Annotated in this window: 12 protein-coding genes and 2 pseudogenes; 4 read left to right on the top strand and 10 right to left on the bottom strand. The window is 59.9% G+C overall.

The features are described 5' to 3' along the window. Positions 1-23 precede the first annotated feature (23 nt). Positions 24-1,280: a Zn-dependent hydrolase gene (locus AB3X96_RS37840; RefSeq protein WP_368593758.1), complete on the bottom strand. Its 1,257-nt coding sequence runs from the start codon at positions 1,278-1,280 to the stop codon at positions 24-26. A gap of 16 nt (positions 1,281-1,296) precedes the next feature. After that, positions 1,297-2,459, bottom strand: a pseudogene (locus AB3X96_RS37845) (M20 aminoacylase family protein). A gap of 150 nt (positions 2,460-2,609) precedes the next feature. Here AB3X96_RS37845 and AB3X96_RS37850 point away from each other — a divergent pair. Further along, complete coding sequence (locus AB3X96_RS37850; protein ID WP_368593759.1) at positions 2,610-3,089, top strand: Lrp/AsnC family transcriptional regulator; 480 nt, start codon at positions 2,610-2,612, stop codon at positions 3,087-3,089. A gap of 5 nt (positions 3,090-3,094) precedes the next feature. On the opposite strand, the gene AB3X96_RS37855 is transcribed toward AB3X96_RS37850, so the two are convergent. The 5 genes and pseudogenes from AB3X96_RS37855 to AB3X96_RS37875 all read right to left on the bottom strand — a co-directional run bounded on the left by AB3X96_RS37855 (position 3,095) and on the right by AB3X96_RS37875 (position 8,574). Continuing rightward, positions 3,095-4,231 carry a branched-chain amino acid ABC transporter substrate-binding protein gene (locus AB3X96_RS37855; protein WP_368593760.1) on the bottom strand — a complete coding sequence of 379 codons (1,137 nt, stop codon included), beginning with the start codon at positions 4,229-4,231 and terminating at the stop codon, positions 3,095-3,097. 515 nt (positions 4,232-4,746) lie between these two features. Next, positions 4,747-4,965 (bottom strand): annotated as a pseudogene (locus AB3X96_RS37860) (transposase); the annotation flags it as partial. Between the two features lie 56 nt (positions 4,966-5,021). Then, positions 5,022-5,912, bottom strand: coding sequence for a LysR family transcriptional regulator (locus AB3X96_RS37865; protein ID WP_368593761.1), 891 nt, complete (start codon positions 5,910-5,912; stop codon positions 5,022-5,024). Between the two features lie 11 nt (positions 5,913-5,923). Next, positions 5,924-7,201, bottom strand: a complete 1,278-nt coding sequence (locus AB3X96_RS37870; RefSeq protein ID WP_368593762.1) for an MFS transporter — start codon at positions 7,199-7,201, stop codon at positions 5,924-5,926. Between the two features lie 23 nt (positions 7,202-7,224). Continuing rightward, positions 7,225-8,574: a tetratricopeptide repeat protein gene (locus tag AB3X96_RS37875; protein ID WP_368593763.1), complete on the bottom strand. Its 1,350-nt coding sequence runs from the start codon at positions 8,572-8,574 to the stop codon at positions 7,225-7,227. Between the two features lie 163 nt (positions 8,575-8,737). Here AB3X96_RS37875 and AB3X96_RS37880 point away from each other — a divergent pair, with 163 nt between their 5' ends. Continuing rightward, positions 8,738-9,568 (top strand): helix-turn-helix domain-containing protein, encoded by an 831-nt coding sequence (locus AB3X96_RS37880; RefSeq protein WP_368593764.1) that lies wholly within the window; start codon positions 8,738-8,740, stop codon positions 9,566-9,568. Positions 9,569-9,655: 87 nt separating this feature from the next. On the opposite strand, the gene AB3X96_RS37885 is transcribed toward AB3X96_RS37880, so the two are convergent. Together AB3X96_RS37885 and AB3X96_RS37890 are read right to left on the bottom strand one after the other, a co-directional pair. Next, entirely contained in the window at positions 9,656-11,089 is a 1,434-nt protein-coding gene (locus tag AB3X96_RS37885) for an amino acid permease (RefSeq protein WP_368593765.1), read from the bottom strand. 159 nt (positions 11,090-11,248) lie between these two features. Further along, on the bottom strand, positions 11,249-12,487 hold the full coding sequence (locus AB3X96_RS37890) for a MalY/PatB family protein (RefSeq protein WP_368593766.1): 1,239 nt from the start codon (positions 12,485-12,487) through the stop codon (positions 11,249-11,251). 474 nt (positions 12,488-12,961) lie between these two features. On the opposite strand from AB3X96_RS37890, the gene AB3X96_RS37895 reads away from it, so the two are divergent. Next, entirely contained in the window at positions 12,962-13,390 is a 429-nt protein-coding gene (locus AB3X96_RS37895; RefSeq protein ID WP_368593767.1) for an SDR family NAD(P)-dependent oxidoreductase, read from the top strand. Positions 13,391-14,165: 775 nt separating this feature from the next. Continuing rightward, on the top strand, positions 14,166-14,357 hold the full coding sequence (locus AB3X96_RS37900) for a hypothetical protein (RefSeq protein WP_368593768.1): 192 nt from the start codon (positions 14,166-14,168) through the stop codon (positions 14,355-14,357). A gap of 343 nt (positions 14,358-14,700) precedes the next feature. Here AB3X96_RS37900 and AB3X96_RS37905 read toward each other — a convergent pair whose 3' ends face one another. After that, positions 14,701-15,207 carry a hypothetical protein gene (locus tag AB3X96_RS37905; RefSeq protein WP_368593769.1) on the bottom strand — a complete coding sequence of 169 codons (507 nt, stop codon included), beginning with the start codon at positions 15,205-15,207 and terminating at the stop codon, positions 14,701-14,703. Positions 15,208-15,668: the final 461 nt, after the last annotated feature.

A 15,668-nucleotide genomic window follows, 5' to 3' on the forward strand; every position in this document is an offset into this window, starting at 1 on the left:
GAAGTCGTGAGCGACAGTCGCGCTCACTTCTGTGCGAGGCGTTTGAGCACGACATCCAGCAAGACGTTTGCGCCGTCGATAAGCTGATCGCCGTCCGTGTGTTCGCGCGGGTTATGACTGATGCCGCCGCGGCTCGGCACGAAGATCATCGCGGCGGGCGCGATGCGCGCGATCATCTGGGCGTCGTGTCCTGCGCCGGACGTCATCCGGCGATGCGTGAAGCCCATGCGCTCCGCCGAGGCTTCGATTGCATCGGCCAGCGTTGCATCGAATACGACTGGCTCGAAACGGACCAGGCGTTCGGTCGTGATCTTCACGCCTTCCTTCTCCGCGACTTCGATGAGGAATCCGGCAAGACGACGCTCGGCGTCCTGCAGGCGTTGTTCGTCCGGGTCGCGCAGATCCACCGTGAACACCGCCTTGCGCGGAATCACGTTGATGACGTTCGGCTCGATGCGCAGCATGCCGATCGTCGCCAGCGTGGTGCCTGTGGTCACGGCCAGCTCACGCAGGAACGTCGACACGGCAGCAGCCACCCAGCCCGCATCATGACGAAGCCGCGTTGGCGTCGTACCCGCGTGATTGGCATTGCCCTGAACAGTGATCTGCTGCCACGAGATGCCCTGAAGATTCTCGACTACGCCGATACGGATGTTCTCTGCTTCGAGTATCGGACCCTGCTCGATATGCAGTTCCAGATATTCGTGCGGAACCACCACGCCGGGCTCCAGATCACCCGCATAACCGATGCGCGCGAGTTCGTCGCCAAGACGCGTACCGTCGATGCCAACCGTATCCAGCGCTGCATCGACCGACAGGCCGCCCGCGTAGACCAGCGAGCCCATCATGTCCGGCTGATAGCGGATGCCTTCCTCGTTGGTGAATGCGCCGATGGTGATCGAACGCTGCGGTTTGATGCCCGCCTGACGAAATGCTCTTGCAACTGCGAGACCAGCCAGCACGCCGTAACAGCCATCGAGCGCACCCGCGTTTTTAACCGTGTCGATATGCGAACCCATCATCAATGGACGCTCGTTGCCGTCATCCGAATCGGAACGCAGCGTGCCGAAAATGTTGCCGATGCGATCGATGCGGACATCGAGATCGAGTTCGCGCATCCATCGGACGACGAGATCGCGACCGGCTCGCTCGTCATCAGTCAGCGCGATGCGCGTCCGTCCACCCACTTCACGATCAGCACCCAGTTCACCAAGCTGACGTAGTTGCTCTAAAAGCAATGCGCCGTCGAGCATCAGCGATGAAGATACAGACATATTCATTTATTACCTTTGATCGTTAGCCGACCGGCAATTCGAGCCGCGCGATCTCAGCGAAATAACGCGCTCCCGTCAAAAGGATGTCGTCGTTGAAATCGTAGGTGGCGTTGTGCAGCGGCGTGCCGCCCTTTCCCGCCGACTCGCCGTTGCCGATGAAAATAAAGTTGCCGGGCACGGCCTGCAGGAACGCACCGAAGTCTTCCGAAATCATCATGGGCTGAATGTTGTCATCGACGCCGTCGCTTCCCGCCACATTGCGCGCCGCCTCTACCGCGACGCCGACGAACTGCGCCGAGTTCACCGTCGGTGCGAACTCATGTGTGTACTCGAAGGTGCAATCGGCGCCGTGCGTGCGGCAGATGCCTTCGCATACTTCGCGCATGCGCGTCTCGAGCAGCGTCTGCACTTCGCGCGAATAGCTTCGCGTATCGCCCTTGATGATGACATTCGACGGAATGACGTTTCTCAGGCCGTCAGTGATGAATTCTGTACACGAAATCACCGCCTGCAGGCTCGGATCGAGATTGCGCGACACGACGGTCTGCAATGCCATCACAATCTGTGACGCGATGACGATCGGGTCCACGCCCATATGCGGACGTGCAGCATGTGTGCCCCGCCCCTTGATATGAATGACAAAGTTGTCTTCACTCGCCATGATGCCGCCCGCGCGCGTTGCAAACGTTCCCGCGCGCATGCCCGGCATGTTGTGCGCGCCGAAGATGGCATCGACGGGGAAGCGTTCGAACAGGCCGTCGGCCATCATCGCCTTCGCGCCCCGGCCATGCTCTTCCGCCGGCTGAAAGATGAAGCGGACCGTGCCATTGAAATCGCGTCGTTCTGCAAGGAGTCGCGCCGCCCCGAGAATCATCGACATATGCCCGTCATGCCCGCACGCATGCATTTTTCCGGCGGTGCGCGAAGCATGCTCGCGATCGGGCGCCTGCTCGGCAATGTTCAGCGCATCCATATCGGCGCGCAGGCCAATAACCCGTTTCCCGTCCCCGGCCGTCAGGTTCGCAACGAGCCCCGTTCCCCCGATGCCGCGGTGAACTTCCAGCCCAAGCGTCCGGAGAATGTTCGCCACATAGTCGGACGTGTTGACTCCTCGAAGCCCGTTTCGGGATGTTGATGCAAATACTGGCGCCAGCTCTTCAAGTGGCCCTGCAGCGTGCTTTCCATTGTCGGACGTCCTTGCTGATGATTTCGGGGAATGCGCCTGTCGAACCTGTCGGCTGGGGAAATAATATTGTTTGCGGTGACAGAAAAAGTCTCCAAATCGTCCCCCCTCATGCAAAAATATCTTTGTTTCGACCTTCCGGCCGCAAAACCATGACACTCAGCCTGGACGATTTTGATCTCAAGCTATTGATGGAAGTCCAACGCGACGCGCAGATTCCTCAGAACGAACTCGGCGCGCGCGTCAATCTGTCTACAGCGGCCGTCAATCGCAGATTGCGACGCCTGTCGGACGAAGGCGTCATTCGCAACTATGCCGCCATCGTCGCGCCCGAGAAGGTCGGCTATCCGCTGACGATCATCGCAACAGTCGAGGTCGAGAGCGAGCAGATCGATCTGCTCGACTCGATGAAGCGCATCTTCGCGCAATGCCCGCAAATCCAGCAGTGCTACTACGTCGCGGGCGAATGGGACTTCGTGCTGATACTGACGGTTCGCAACATGGACGAGTACACGGCCCTCACGCGGCAACTGTTCTTCTCGAACAACAACGTCAAACGCTTCAAGACGCTGGTGAGCATGAGCAGCGTGAAGGTGGGGCTTGGTGTACCCGTCGCGCCCGAAAGCGCGTGACGCCGTCAACGCACGACTGACTTGTCGGTCCAGTTGCCCTGATCGAACTGACGAACGGTAATCGCGCCGTTACGGATGTCCCCCTTCTCGTCGAACTGGATCGCACCCGTCACGCCGTCCAGCCTGGATGCGCGCAGCTTCGGGAGATACACCTTCGGGTCGGTCGAGCCCGCAGCCTGCATCGCGTCCGCCATCGCGAGCACGGCGTCGTAGGCATAAGGCGCATAGAGCTGCACGGGAACGCCAAAGCGCTGCTGATAGCGTTTGAAGAACTCCGGTCCTTGCGGCATCTTTGCAGGCGGCACACCCGCCAATGTGCAGTACGCGTCCTTGCTCATCGAAGACCCGGCCAGCTTGATGAACTGCGGGGTGCACGCTTCATCGCCGGCAATGAACTTGACCTTCAAGCCGAGCTTTTGCGCCTGCTGCACGAATGCGGCGGCTTGCGTGTCGCCGCCCGTGAAAGCGATCCCTTCCGGCTGACGGCTCTTGATGGTCGTGAGCACCGCCATCCAGTTCGTCGTCTTGTCGGTGCCGTATTCGCGGGCGACGACGTTGCCTCCGGCAGCCTTGACGGATTTTTCGATCTCGTCGGCGAGACCTTGTCCGTACGCCGTGCGATCGTCGACGATGGCGACCTTGCGCGCGCCAAGATCGTGGACCAGATACGAGCCGATGACCGAGCCCTGTCTCACGTCATTCGCAACCATACGGAACACGTTCGTGAATCCTTGCTGCGTGAGCTTCGGGTTGGTTGCCGATTCGGTGATCATCGGGACGCCTGCATCCGAGTAGATTTTGGAAGCGGGTATCGACGTCCCGGAGTTCGCATGACCGACGACGCCCGCCACGCCATCGTCCACCAGCTTCTGCGCGACGGTCACTGCTGTCTTGGGGTCGGCCGCATCGTCCTGCGAGTCGAGCACGAACGTCACGCTTTGCCCCCCTATGCGAATCTTTTTGCTGTTCAGATCTTCGATCGCCAGCCGCACACCGTTTTCATCATCCTTTCCGATGTGGGACAACTCGCCCGTCAGCGGGGAAACTTGCCCGATCTTGACCGTCAAATCCGCGTGAGCCGCGAGAGGTTGCAGGGCAAGCGTCAAGGACGCGAGGGATATCAATGGCCGGGGTGATCGCATGGTCGTGCTCTCGATAGGTTGGCTTGAAATCGGATCGGCAGAACCCGCGACCCGTTGGGCCAGGCAACACTGTGCTGACCCTCCAACCATCGTAATGACGCGCGATAGTAGCCAAAATCGGCTGCGACGACCTTTCTGCAAATTTCGATTGAAAAACGAGCAATTTTCGATAATTTTTCTCGGTGCCTGGATAGCAGTGTTTGCCATGGCCGCTGCCGATCTTTCCGCGGCTCATACTGCGGTCGACGCCATCCAAGAATGGCTCTTGTTGTTCCCCGATTTACTGGCGAACGAGAGATCCTTGTCCCAGGAGCGCCAGATACAGCACTAGGCGGCTTGGTAGGACATGCAAGGCAATGCAGTGAGCTCGGGCGCGAGATTGAAGCGCTGGGAATTGCTGTGTGCGGTGGCGGGTCGAGTTCCGCTTCGGAGGCCTACTGGAAGGCAACTGCGACTTGACTGGTCAAGTCATCGTAGCTGACCAACTGATATAAAACGGCTTCAGGTTCATCGAGGATTAGCGGGAACGCGGCGCGGTGGATTTTGAGGGACAAGTACTCCTCGTCGCGATAGCCGTACGCGCGGCGTTTGATGACCTTGATGGTGTTGTTGACCCCTTTAACGACGCTGGTTTTGAGTGGATGACGATAGCGCGCCTGGATGCCATGCCAGTAGCCGCGCAGGCGCCGGGCAAACAGCTGCAGGGCCGCTATCCCGCTTTGCCGGGCCTGTTCGACCTACCCAGCAAGCATCGGTCAGCGACCGCAGTACTTCGCTTAACGCTTGATGACTACTGGACGCCGAGGTCACGCGCCAGAGCGAGAAATCCTGCAATGTACGCGACCTCCTCTTCTCCACGCCGCACACCTACGTTGATGCATTTGCTAATACCCGGCTCGCCCAGACGAATGGCCCGTACAGGCAACCCTTCGCCCTCTTCTGCTACGAGCCAGTCCGGCAACACCGCGACGCCGCGTCCAGCCGCGACGAGTTGCAGCATCAATTCCGTCTGCTCCGCCGTCCGGTGATACTTCGGCTTGCAATGCGCGGGCACGAGAAACCGCGTGAAGATATCCAGACGCTCCTTGCTGACGGGAACGGTGATGAGTTCCTCATTCATCAGATCCTGCGGCAGCGCAAATTCGCGCGCGGCGAGCGGATGCTCGTCCTGCACGACGAGCATCAGTTCATAGTCGATAACAGGTGCGAACACGATGTCAGGCACGTCGATGGGGTCCGGCGTGATCAGCATGTCGATCTCGTAGCCGAGCAGCGCAGCGACGCCATCGAAGCGGAACGCCGTACGCACGTCGAAATCGACGTCAGGCCACGCGGTTAGGTATTGAGGCGTCAGGCGCGTCAACCATTTCTGGCACGGATGACATTCCATACCCACGCGCAACGCTCCCCGGCGACCTGCAGCGAAATTGGTCAGCGTGCGTTCGGCGTGTTCCATCTGCGGGATCACGCGTTCCGCGAGACCCAATAGATATTCTCCGGCGTGCGTGAAACGCAATCCGCGGCCGTTCTTCGTCCACAACTTGACGCCATGTCGCTCCTCGAACTTCCGGACCATATGCGACAGCGCGGACTGCGTCACATTCAAACGCTCGGCAGCGGCCGTCACGCTGCCGAGACGGTCGACTTCCATGACGATCGACAGATACTGGAGGTCTAGCATATCTTGCTCCTTCAGCCGCGGTGCGTCCCGAAGGTTCTCACCGATGCGCGGGTGTTTCGCGACATGGCGGTGAATGCGACCAGTCCGAGCACCGGGCCAGGTACCAGCAGCCAGGTCGCATCCAGGCCGACGCGTTCGAAGAGCGACGTCGTGATCGCGATCGAAACCACCGTCACCGCGAATCCGATCGAGTTCTGGATGGCGAGCGCACTTCCTACAAGCTCCGGCGGACACGCCTTCGCAGCCAGCGCGGAGAACTGGGGCGAATCGGCGACGACGGCTGCACCCCATATCGCCATGAGCACGGCCAGCCATTCAGGAGAGAGGTAGCGCCAGCCGAGCGCAAAGGTAAGACAGCAAAAGCCCGATATTGCAAGGGCGCCTGTTGCCACCTTCGCGCTCCCGATGTGTCGCGACAGCACACCGCCCGCTAGCGAGCCAACGGCACCCATGCCGATGATCGCAAACGACATCGCCGGCACGCCGATAGCGGGAAAACCTGATACGAGAGATGAATGGGAAACCAGCAGCGGCACCGCAGTCCAGAAGGTGTACAACTCCCACATGTGACCGAAATACCCGAACGTCGCCGCCCGGAATGACGGGATGCGAAACGCGTCGATCACTGAGGGTTGAGTCGCTGCTGGCGCAACCGCGTCGTCGAATGCACGCGCCCTGACCGCAGAATGCGGCCCTTCTGCCAATGCCCCGATAACGATAGCACCGCTCACAGCCAGCAACGACGACGCGGAGATGATGAGCTGCCACGGAAAGCCTGTGCCCATGACGCGCATCGCATGCGGTAGCGCCGTGCCCAGCACGAGCATCGCGACGAGTTGCGCCAATGCCTGGCCCGTGCGGTTCGGCGCCCAGCCGACGATGAGCTTCATCCCCATCGGATAAATCCCGGCAAGACAGACGCCCACGCCGAACCGGTACACGCCGCCGCTCACGAGCCCGGTCGAGAGCCACGCAAAACCGAGATTGAGGATTGCACCAGCAAGCGCGCTGCACACGAAGATGCTACTCGCACGGAAGCGATCCGCCGCGCCGCTCAACGAGATGATGAGCGTACCCAGAATGAATCCGAGCTGGACTGCATTTGTCAGCCAGCCGATATCGGCTGCGCTCGCGTGCCACAGCTTCATCAGGTCGGCGGCGGTGCTGTTCGCGCTGAACCACAACGCCGTGCCGAACAGCTGCGCGAGCGAGATTGCCGCGACGGGGCCGAGACTATCGACCAGCAGTCTGCGCAGTCCCGTCGCGTTCATCGTGATACCCGAGTCCATTTCGCTTTCCCGAGGCGCCACCATTAGCCATTCGATAAACCGCTCGCCGTTTCCGCAGCCAGCAGTTCGTTCAGCCATCGGGTATCGCGGGGCGACGGGCGGCGGTGCAGCCGCCTGTCGAGCAGCGCGTGGGCTTTCTTCAGTTCCCCGCTTCGCATCAGGGCAACGAGCAGTGTGTCTTCGACGATCTCGCGCTGTGCGCCGCTTCCGCCTATGCGCACCACATCCCGCTCAACCGGCTCGAGGATCCGGACCGCGAGCGCATATTGCCCGCCCGCAAACGCAAGCGACGCCCGGCAAATTTCAGGGACCACCGAACCGGCAGGCAGCCGGCCTTCATCGACGAGCTTGTTCAGCGCGTTGACCCGCTGCTCGACCGCCTGCGTGTCTCCCGTCGCGGCGCCGACAAGCGCCATGTGGAAATCCGCGAAAGGGAAGCCCGCGTCCCTGAAGTAGCCCGATGCGTAGCGCGCCGCATCATTCCACATTCCTTCAGGAACAGCATGGCCGTATGCCTGCATGCGCCACAGAAACGACGACGTGTCGCTGACGATGTTGATGGGCGTGCCCTTCGACGCCGACGGCGCAACATGATCGCTGTAGATCGCGATCGCGCCGTCAGTGTCTCCGCGTTCCAGCGCGATGAGCGCCCCGTGCCACGCAATGTGACCGTGCAGCACGCCAGCCTTCGGATACGCCGGCAGCCAGCCGGCAATCAAGTGCTGGGCCTCGTCGTTCGCGCCCGACTCGTAGAGAACGTGAGCGACGGCATGTGCCGCATTCACGTTATGACGACGCAATTCGAGTGCGCGCTGCGTGAGCGTACGACCAAGTCCGACATCGCCATTCTCGCCATGCGCCCAGCCGCGATAAGTGAGGAACCACCAGTCGTCGGAATCGAAATGGCGTGCGTGCCGCTCGCACAGATCGACTCGCGCCTGATCGTGGTCGGCCATGCCAGAGAACGCGTAAAGCCCAAACGCGCCGAGCGGCATCGAGAGAATCACAACGTCGCGCGGCCATCTGTCGGTATGCGCCAATGCACCGGCAAGCGCTTTCGGCGCCTGCCCTTCTATCGCGAGCCCTAGCACCTCGACATGACTGCGCTCACGCTCGGTGCCGCGATGCGCAACGAGAGCCTGCGCTGTCGCGATCTTATCGCGCGCTTGCGACGGTTGTGCGCTGATCGCGTGCAGCCGGGCGCGCGCCGCGTGCGCCAGCGCAAAGTCCGGGTCCGCCGCGATCGCCGCGTCCAATGCTTCGCTGGCACCGGGCCATAGCGACAGCAGCAGGTCGATACCCGTTCGATATCGCTCCGCTGCAAGGTCGGAGTCGGTCGAAAGTGGCAGATCGTATCGGTCGTGGCGAGCCATAAGGCGCAATACTCCAAGTTTCCTGGGCCGTGGTGCGCAGCGCATTCTTCATCGCGCGCGGGAACCCAATGCGGGGGAACCTTCATTAAAACAATTTTTGGGATGACAGTCTTTCGACGAGTGGTCAAAATATGTCGAATAACTGCCAACCGGATGACATGTGATGTGGAAAACAATTGAAGCGCCCGCTGACGCGGCGCCGCCGAACCCGTTGACGGTGCGCGCGCAATTCATTCCCGCCCAGCGTTTTTTCCCGGAGCACTCGCACCAGTGGCATCAGATGGTGTATGCGATCTCGGGCGCGCTGACCGTGATATCGGAAGGCGGGTCGATCGTCATTTCGCCCGAGCAGGCAGTGTGGCTGCCGACGGGCCTTCGTCACAGGGTGGGCTCGCTGCTAGGTTCGGAATTTCGCAGCCTTTGGATTGCCGACGAAACCGGCAGCACTCTGACGGGCGCGAGTCCCATGGTGTTCGCCGTATCGCCGCTGCTGAGGGCGCTCATAGTCGAAGCCACCGCGATAGCTGGACAGCCGGACGATGACGGTTATGTCGGGCGAATCACGCAACTGATTCTCGATCAGTTGCGTCGGGCGCGGCCACTTCCGACGGCTCTACCCTGGCCGCGCGATGACACGCTCGCGCAGCTCTGCGAGACGCTGCACGCGGACCCGGCGGATCCGCGCGGACCCGATGAGTGGGCGCAACGCCTGGGCATGTCCGCGCGCACGCTGGCGCGGCGCTTCGTCGCGGAAACGGGGATGAGTCTGCGTTCATGGCGCCGCAGGCTGCGGCTCTTTCGGGCGATCGAACTGCTGGGCGGAGGCATGGATGTCACCCGAACCGCGCTGGAACTCGGCTACAGCTCGACATCCGCTTTCATCTACGCATTCCGGCTTGAATTGGGCAGCAGCCCGCAGGCCTTCATGCGCGGCCGTAGTGAGCGGGCCGCATCGGATCTTGTGGCACCGTCGCAGCAGGATTCAAATGAGTAAGCCGTTGGCGCTTGCCAACGGAATCAGGGCGAATCACCGCGGATCTTCCGTGCAATTCGCCCCGCCTTTCAATTGCTTTCCCGCTTGTCACGCAAGCTGATCTTTCGGCTCGCGCAGTTCTGCCTCACTATCGGACCGCATCGCACCCTTGCCGACGAAGAAGCGATACGCGACATACACGACCGCAACCCACACTGCCGAGACCACGAGCGACATGCGCATGTCGGGCAGAATAGCGATGCCAGCCAGCACCGCTGCGATAAAAAGCAGCGCGATGTAGTTGCCGTACGGGAAGAACGGCATGCGGTACGTGATCTGGCTTGCCTCTCCTTTGAGAACCTTCAGCTTTCTGAAACGCAGGTGGCTGATGACAATCGAGCCCCACGCGCAGACGAGCGCGAAGACGGTCACCGAGGAGAAGAGTTCGAACGCCTGCTCGGGCATGAAGTAGTTCAGCAGCACGCCTGCGAACATCGTGACGAAAACCATCATGATCGCGCGATGCGGCACTTTCCGCGCATTGGTGACGCCAAGGAAGGCGGGTGCGTTCTTCTGCAGGGACAGATTGTAGAACGTCCTGCTGTTGGTAAAAACGCTCGCATTTACCGCAGACAGCACGGCCATGATTACCACCAGATTCATGATGCTCGCTGCTGCCGGAATGCCGATCTTCGTGAACACCTGAACGAACGGGCTGCCCTTGGTGGTCAATGACGTCCATGGGAAAATCATCAGCAGTACGGCCATTGCGCCGACATAAAAAATCAGCAGACGCCAGAACGTCGCGTTGATGGCCTTGGGCATCGTCGTCTTCACGTCCTTCGTTTCTCCCGCCGCGAGGCCGAGATTTTCAACGCCACCGAACGAGAAAGCGACCATCACCACCGCGAGAAATGTTCCGCCCGCGCCCTTCGCGAAGAAGCCACCGTTATCCACCAGGTTGTGGTATCCGATCGGCACACCGTTATTGCCAATGCCGAAGACGATCATCCCCGCGCCGAACGCAATCATTGCGACGATGGCGACGACCTTGACGAGCGAGAACCAGAATTCGGCCTCCCCGTAAATCTTCACGCCGATGATATTGACGAGGAACATCACCGATACCGCCGTCCCGGCAGTGACCCAGATCGGAATGTGCGGGAACCAGAAATGCACGTAGTTCCCTAGCGCGTTCAGATCCGCTGCGCTGGTTGCCAGCAGAAAAATGAATGCGTTCCATCCGTTCAGAAAACCTGCGAAACGGTGAATATAGCGGTTGGAATATGAGATGTAAGAGCCCGACACCGGTTCCTCGACGGCCATTTCACCGAGCGCCCGCATGACGAAATAGATCGCGATGGACGCCAGCAGGAACACGAGAAGGATGGCCGGCCCCGCCGTCCTGATCGCCCACGACGATCCGTAGAAAAGGCCGGTTCCGATTGCGCCGCCGATGGCGATCATCTGGATGTGCCGATTCTTGAGATCTCGTTTCAGATCCTCGTGTTCGTAGGTCTGTATTTCGATGTCGTGACTCATGTAGTCTCCAAAGATTGTTTGCGATGTTGTAGTTCTCTTGATTGGGGAAATTGATTCAGTGCCAACCCCACACCCTCGACGCGGCCGGCCGAATGTACCGAGCTTAAAAGTGCAAAGCGGGAAGGCATGTGCCTACGCGGTGGTTATGTCGACCGCCTTCTATAGGGCAGCGAGCGCGTTTGTTAGCCGACGAATGGCTTCATCGATCGTGGACCGGGGACATCCGAGGTTTGCCCGCATATAGCCGTGTCCTTCGACACCGAACTTCTGCCCTTTGTCGAACCAGAGCCTCGCTTCCGTCAGCATGAAGCGGTTCAGCACATCCGGGTCCATACCCAGTCCGCGGCAGTCCATCCACGCGAGATACAGCGAGTCGGCGGGCAGCATCTCGATCTTCGAGGTCAGTCCGTGCACTGCATTGCGGAAGTGCGTATGGTTGTCGCGCAGGTACACAAGCAGTGCCTCAAGCCACGACTCGCCACCCGTATAGGCCGCCTCGGCGGCGACCATGCCCAGCGTGTTCACGGATTGATACATGTTGCGGTCGACCTGCCTGCGCAGTTCATCGCGCAGCCGTCTATCCGGCACGAAGAGATTCGCGCTCTGCAGTCCGGGCAGATTGAAGGTTTTGCTGGGCGCCGTGCACGTGATGCTGTTCGCTGCGAATCGTTCGCCAAGCGACCCGTAAGGGATGTGCTTTTTGAACGGATTGATGATGAGGTCCTGATGGATCTCGTCCGAAATCACGAGCACGCCGTACTTCAGGCAGATTTCACCCATAGTCCGCAGTTCGTCCTCCGACCAGACATTGCCTGTCGGGTTGTGCGGATTGCTCAGAATGAAAAGCTTCGTGTTGCTTCTGATTGCTGCCTCGAATGTCGTTGCATTGAAGCGGTACGCGGTGCCAGCCCGTTCGAGCGGCGCGTAAACGAGCTGCCGTCCGTTCAGCAGAACATCGTCATGAAAGTGCGCGTATACGGGCGGCTGGATCAGGACAGAATCGCCCGGCGCGGAGAACGCCTGAATCGCATTCTTCAGCGCGGTGATGATGCCGCTGGATTGCATCACCCATTCTCTCTCGACTTCCCAGCCGAAGCGCTTTGCCTGCCACGCGATCACCGCATCGACATAACGCTTCGTCGCTCCGTGCGAGTAGCCGAACACGCCGGACTCGACCGCTTCGTGAAGCGAATCGATCACACACTGTGGCGCGCGGAAATCCATGTCGGCGACCCACATCGGCAGCGGGTCTGCAGCAAACTCTTCCGGGCTCAACAACGTTTTACCGAATGCCCACTTCAGCGAATTCGAGTGTTTCCGGTCGATGACGTCATCGAATACAGATTTGACCCTCACGGCAGATGCGCCGCTTCCCGACGTTTCACGATGAATCTTCACGATGCCTTCCGTTCGCAATTGACTGTCACACCGACGGGGTGACTTCGTATTGCGGCCAAGAGTAGCAGCGCTAAATTCGGGGCAACAATGGTAAGTTCTCACGCGATAATGAGCGCAGTTCATGGATGCTGCCGAGAGCCGGCGCGCCGGTCATCAGGGCGGCGTCCGGACCGCCATCGTGAACAGAGAGAAAACGCGACGTCATGTATCGTCGCGACCGTCTTGACCGGTTACCATCTGCGTTCCAACGGAGCGGACCTTCAGCTCCTCGCTCACTGCGACATCAACGGCAACCCGTCGCGCCGACTGATCGGAGCGCAACAAGGTCATTCCGTCCTCTCCTGCAGACTTCGCGTCAACCGTCGAACCCTGTAGGCTGCCACCGACCCTCGCGGCGGTACCGACCACTTCGAGACAGGGCGTGATAGCGTACCCTTCATTCGAATTCAGCAAACAGCCACCGGCGAAACCAACGTGCTTGGGGTCTTCGCGGTCACACAGGCGACGCTGCCGCTGCTTCGAAAAGCACCGACCGGCCGCATCGTCAACGTGCCGAGCGCAGGTGGCTCTTTCACGCTCAAAGACAACCCGTCCGACTACTCGCGACAGTACGTCGAGGAGTACCAGACGTCGAAAACCGCGCTCAATGCTGTGACGCAGGCGTTCGCCATTGAGCTGGAGGGCACTAGCATCAAGGTCAATGCAGTCTGTCCAGGGATCACCGCAACAGGTCCGAGCAACTATGCCCCCGATGCTGGATCGGTTGAGGATGCGGCACGGCAACCCGTCCGCCAGGCCGTCCTTGATGCGAATGGACCCCGCCGACAAGGTTCTGGAACGCCACAGGTCCACTTCCTTGGTAAGGTGCTTTGCGGGAACGTATCAGGGATTGCTGAACCATGATGGTCTGACCGAACGCCCTGCCGTGCGCCTGGTCTGGCGCGCCTCGTCGGCAATGAAACGCGCCGCCCCGCGGGGCAGACAAACTGGCAACATTCAATCTTCGCCAAACCCGTGTCCTTCGAGCGGCTCGAGGATCGCCTGGCTCGCGCGATCTCTATGAAAAGCTCGTTCATCCGGTCGGGCGCGTCCAGTAGTCGATCGGACAATTTGTCCGCGTCGCGACGCTGACCTGATTGCGCCGTTCAATACGAGTATGCGATGCCGTCGATCTCAAGCAGGTCACGAAGCACACTCACCTTCCCACGCGTAGCTGCATCTCCACGTAACTGACACCAAATCGCGAACGGTTCGGCGTCGACGGAGAGTCGACGCTCTAGCTGCCGTCCAGCTAAAACCCAAGGCACGAAAGTACCAGGTACAGGAAAACCCTTGTTGATATACCGAGCATACCAAGTATGCTTTAATGGTGCATTGGTAAGGAGTGCGGGATGGACAGCAGCGGAAGCTCTCTGCGCGCGATTGTTACAAAATGGCTCGCGCCTACGGCGTGTTCACCGGTAGCCTTGACGCGACTCCGGTACTCTAATGCCGGGTCACTGCGATGTGTTCGCGCCGCGCGTGTTGGTTCACAACATACGGTGGCAATCTACTTCTTTCGGCACGATGATGGATGGTGGTCGGTATTTCCTCCCGCACCTCCGCGGCCGACAATGCGGGCAGTTGCAATGGCTGATTAAGGATGGCTGATGGACGATCGGCAATGAAGGGGAAGGCAATGGACTTGGAACAGAAGGCGCGCGAGTCGGGTATGTTGATCGTCCCGGACGGCCGCATCGGCTGCGAAGAATACAAGAGCGTCTACGGCTCACTGGATGCGCTCCAGCGATTTGCGAATAGCGTTGGAGAGGAGGCTGCAAACCGGCTTCGATTGTATGACGTTGGCGCACGATCGCCGGACCTGACCTGACTGGGCCTGCGCGCGGTCCGCGGGGGTCCCGAGCAACGCTTGACTAGCGCTGGGAAACCCGTCGAGTTCAGGGATCGTCGACAACGGCTGTCGGTTCATGCCAGAGAAGCCGTCTATACACCGATCATTGAGTGGCCGATTGGTCGGCTCACATGCACTGGCTAGCATACGCCGATCGGGAATGGCTCGAACAAGCCGTTCAGTGACACGAGGGAGGCGGCACACGGATAGACATTCGAGCTTTTTCAACTCCACGAATTTGTCCGAGGGCTAAGGGGCGCTGACGTCGTTCTACTTAAAATTGCGGTAGGCTACGAACGAGTCGTGCGCCGTCTCGAAAACATTAGCCTTGGGTGCGTGGGAAATTCGTTGCTGGCCGGTCTCTGTTCATCTTCACTCTTCTCCTTGAGCGTTGCACTAGCTCATCGATCGACAATCGCTCTTCAGGAGGAGCGTTGATATTCCGGTCTGCCCGCCGATGTGCTTCAATCAGTTCGTTGAGCGGTGCTGCCTGAAGCTGAGTATCGAAGAGCGTCAGCAGCCGGGCGGTAGGCTCAACCGCGTGCGCACTCAAGCGGTAGCTGGCCTGAAGGTTGCGCGACATGGCAAGCTCGCTCAGCCTGAGATCCGCTTCAGAATAATCCGCCAGATTTCCGTCGCCGTAGCCTGCGTCAAACAGATAGAACGACACAAACAATGTGCGCACGATCGTTCCCAAATGAAACGCGCATCCGTATTCATCGCGTAGGGCACTGAAACAGAGATGGTTGCGGAGCGATAGATCAATATAGCCAGCAGCGGGGAGTCGAGCATGCTTGCTTGGTCTCATATTTATGATGCGAATTGCCATGTCGATTAGTTCAATCTCAAGTCCGGAATAGTCATGCTGCCAATTTGTATCGAGGGCTAGGGACGCCGGATAAAGCATACTTCGGCAGCCCAGGCGGGGCGCCGGATTTACGCATCCACAGTTCCCGTTGCGGAATCCGAGTACCCGCCGCGAAGTTGCGCCGCCTTCCTTTCAGGCAAAGCATATGAGCCTTTCGACTCAATACAGCTATCGCCTACCCCGTTTTCTCGGCCACCGTGCGTGATCAAGTTCGGTCGCTGTGCTTTGTGACGCTGCAGGCGGATCGCGCGCGACCGGGCTACTCGACAACGTCAAAGCCTGCACCGGATAGTCGGTAAGCACCCGGGGAAGGCATCTTGACTGGGGCGATCGCTCAAACGATCAAACGATCAAGCAGCGGTCGGCGTCCAGCGATGAGGAAGCAGTTGCGCTATGTCGGCGGCACGGTGTGTCGGCAAGCG

The organism is Paraburkholderia sp. BR13439, from assembly GCF_040948805.1.
In the GTDB taxonomy this organism is placed as follows: domain Bacteria; phylum Pseudomonadota; class Gammaproteobacteria; order Burkholderiales; family Burkholderiaceae; genus Paraburkholderia; species Paraburkholderia youngii.

Coding starts and splice junctions, on each gene's coding strand:
- AB3X96_RS37900 (WP_368593768.1), top strand. CDS start 14,166: ATGGACTTGGAACAGAAGGCGCGCGAGTCGGGTATGTTGATCGTCCCG.
- AB3X96_RS37865 (WP_368593761.1), bottom strand. CDS start 5,912: ATGCTAGACCTCCAGTATCTGTCGATCGTCATGGAAGTCGACCGTCTC.
- AB3X96_RS37880 (WP_368593764.1), top strand. CDS start 8,738: ATGTGGAAAACAATTGAAGCGCCCGCTGACGCGGCGCCGCCGAACCCG.
- AB3X96_RS37885 (WP_368593765.1), bottom strand. CDS start 11,089: ATGAGTCACGACATCGAAATACAGACCTACGAACACGAGGATCTGAAA.
- AB3X96_RS37875 (WP_368593763.1), bottom strand. CDS start 8,574: ATGGCTCGCCACGACCGATACGATCTGCCACTTTCGACCGACTCCGAC.
- AB3X96_RS37870 (WP_368593762.1), bottom strand. CDS start 7,201: ATGGACTCGGGTATCACGATGAACGCGACGGGACTGCGCAGACTGCTG.
- AB3X96_RS37855 (WP_368593760.1), bottom strand. CDS start 4,231: ATGCGATCACCCCGGCCATTGATATCCCTCGCGTCCTTGACGCTTGCC.
- AB3X96_RS37905 (WP_368593769.1), bottom strand. CDS start 15,207: ATGGCAATTCGCATCATAAATATGAGACCAAGCAAGCATGCTCGACTC.
- AB3X96_RS37840 (WP_368593758.1), bottom strand. CDS start 1,280: ATGAATATGTCTGTATCTTCATCGCTGATGCTCGACGGCGCATTGCTT.
- AB3X96_RS37850 (WP_368593759.1), top strand. CDS start 2,610: ATGACACTCAGCCTGGACGATTTTGATCTCAAGCTATTGATGGAAGTC.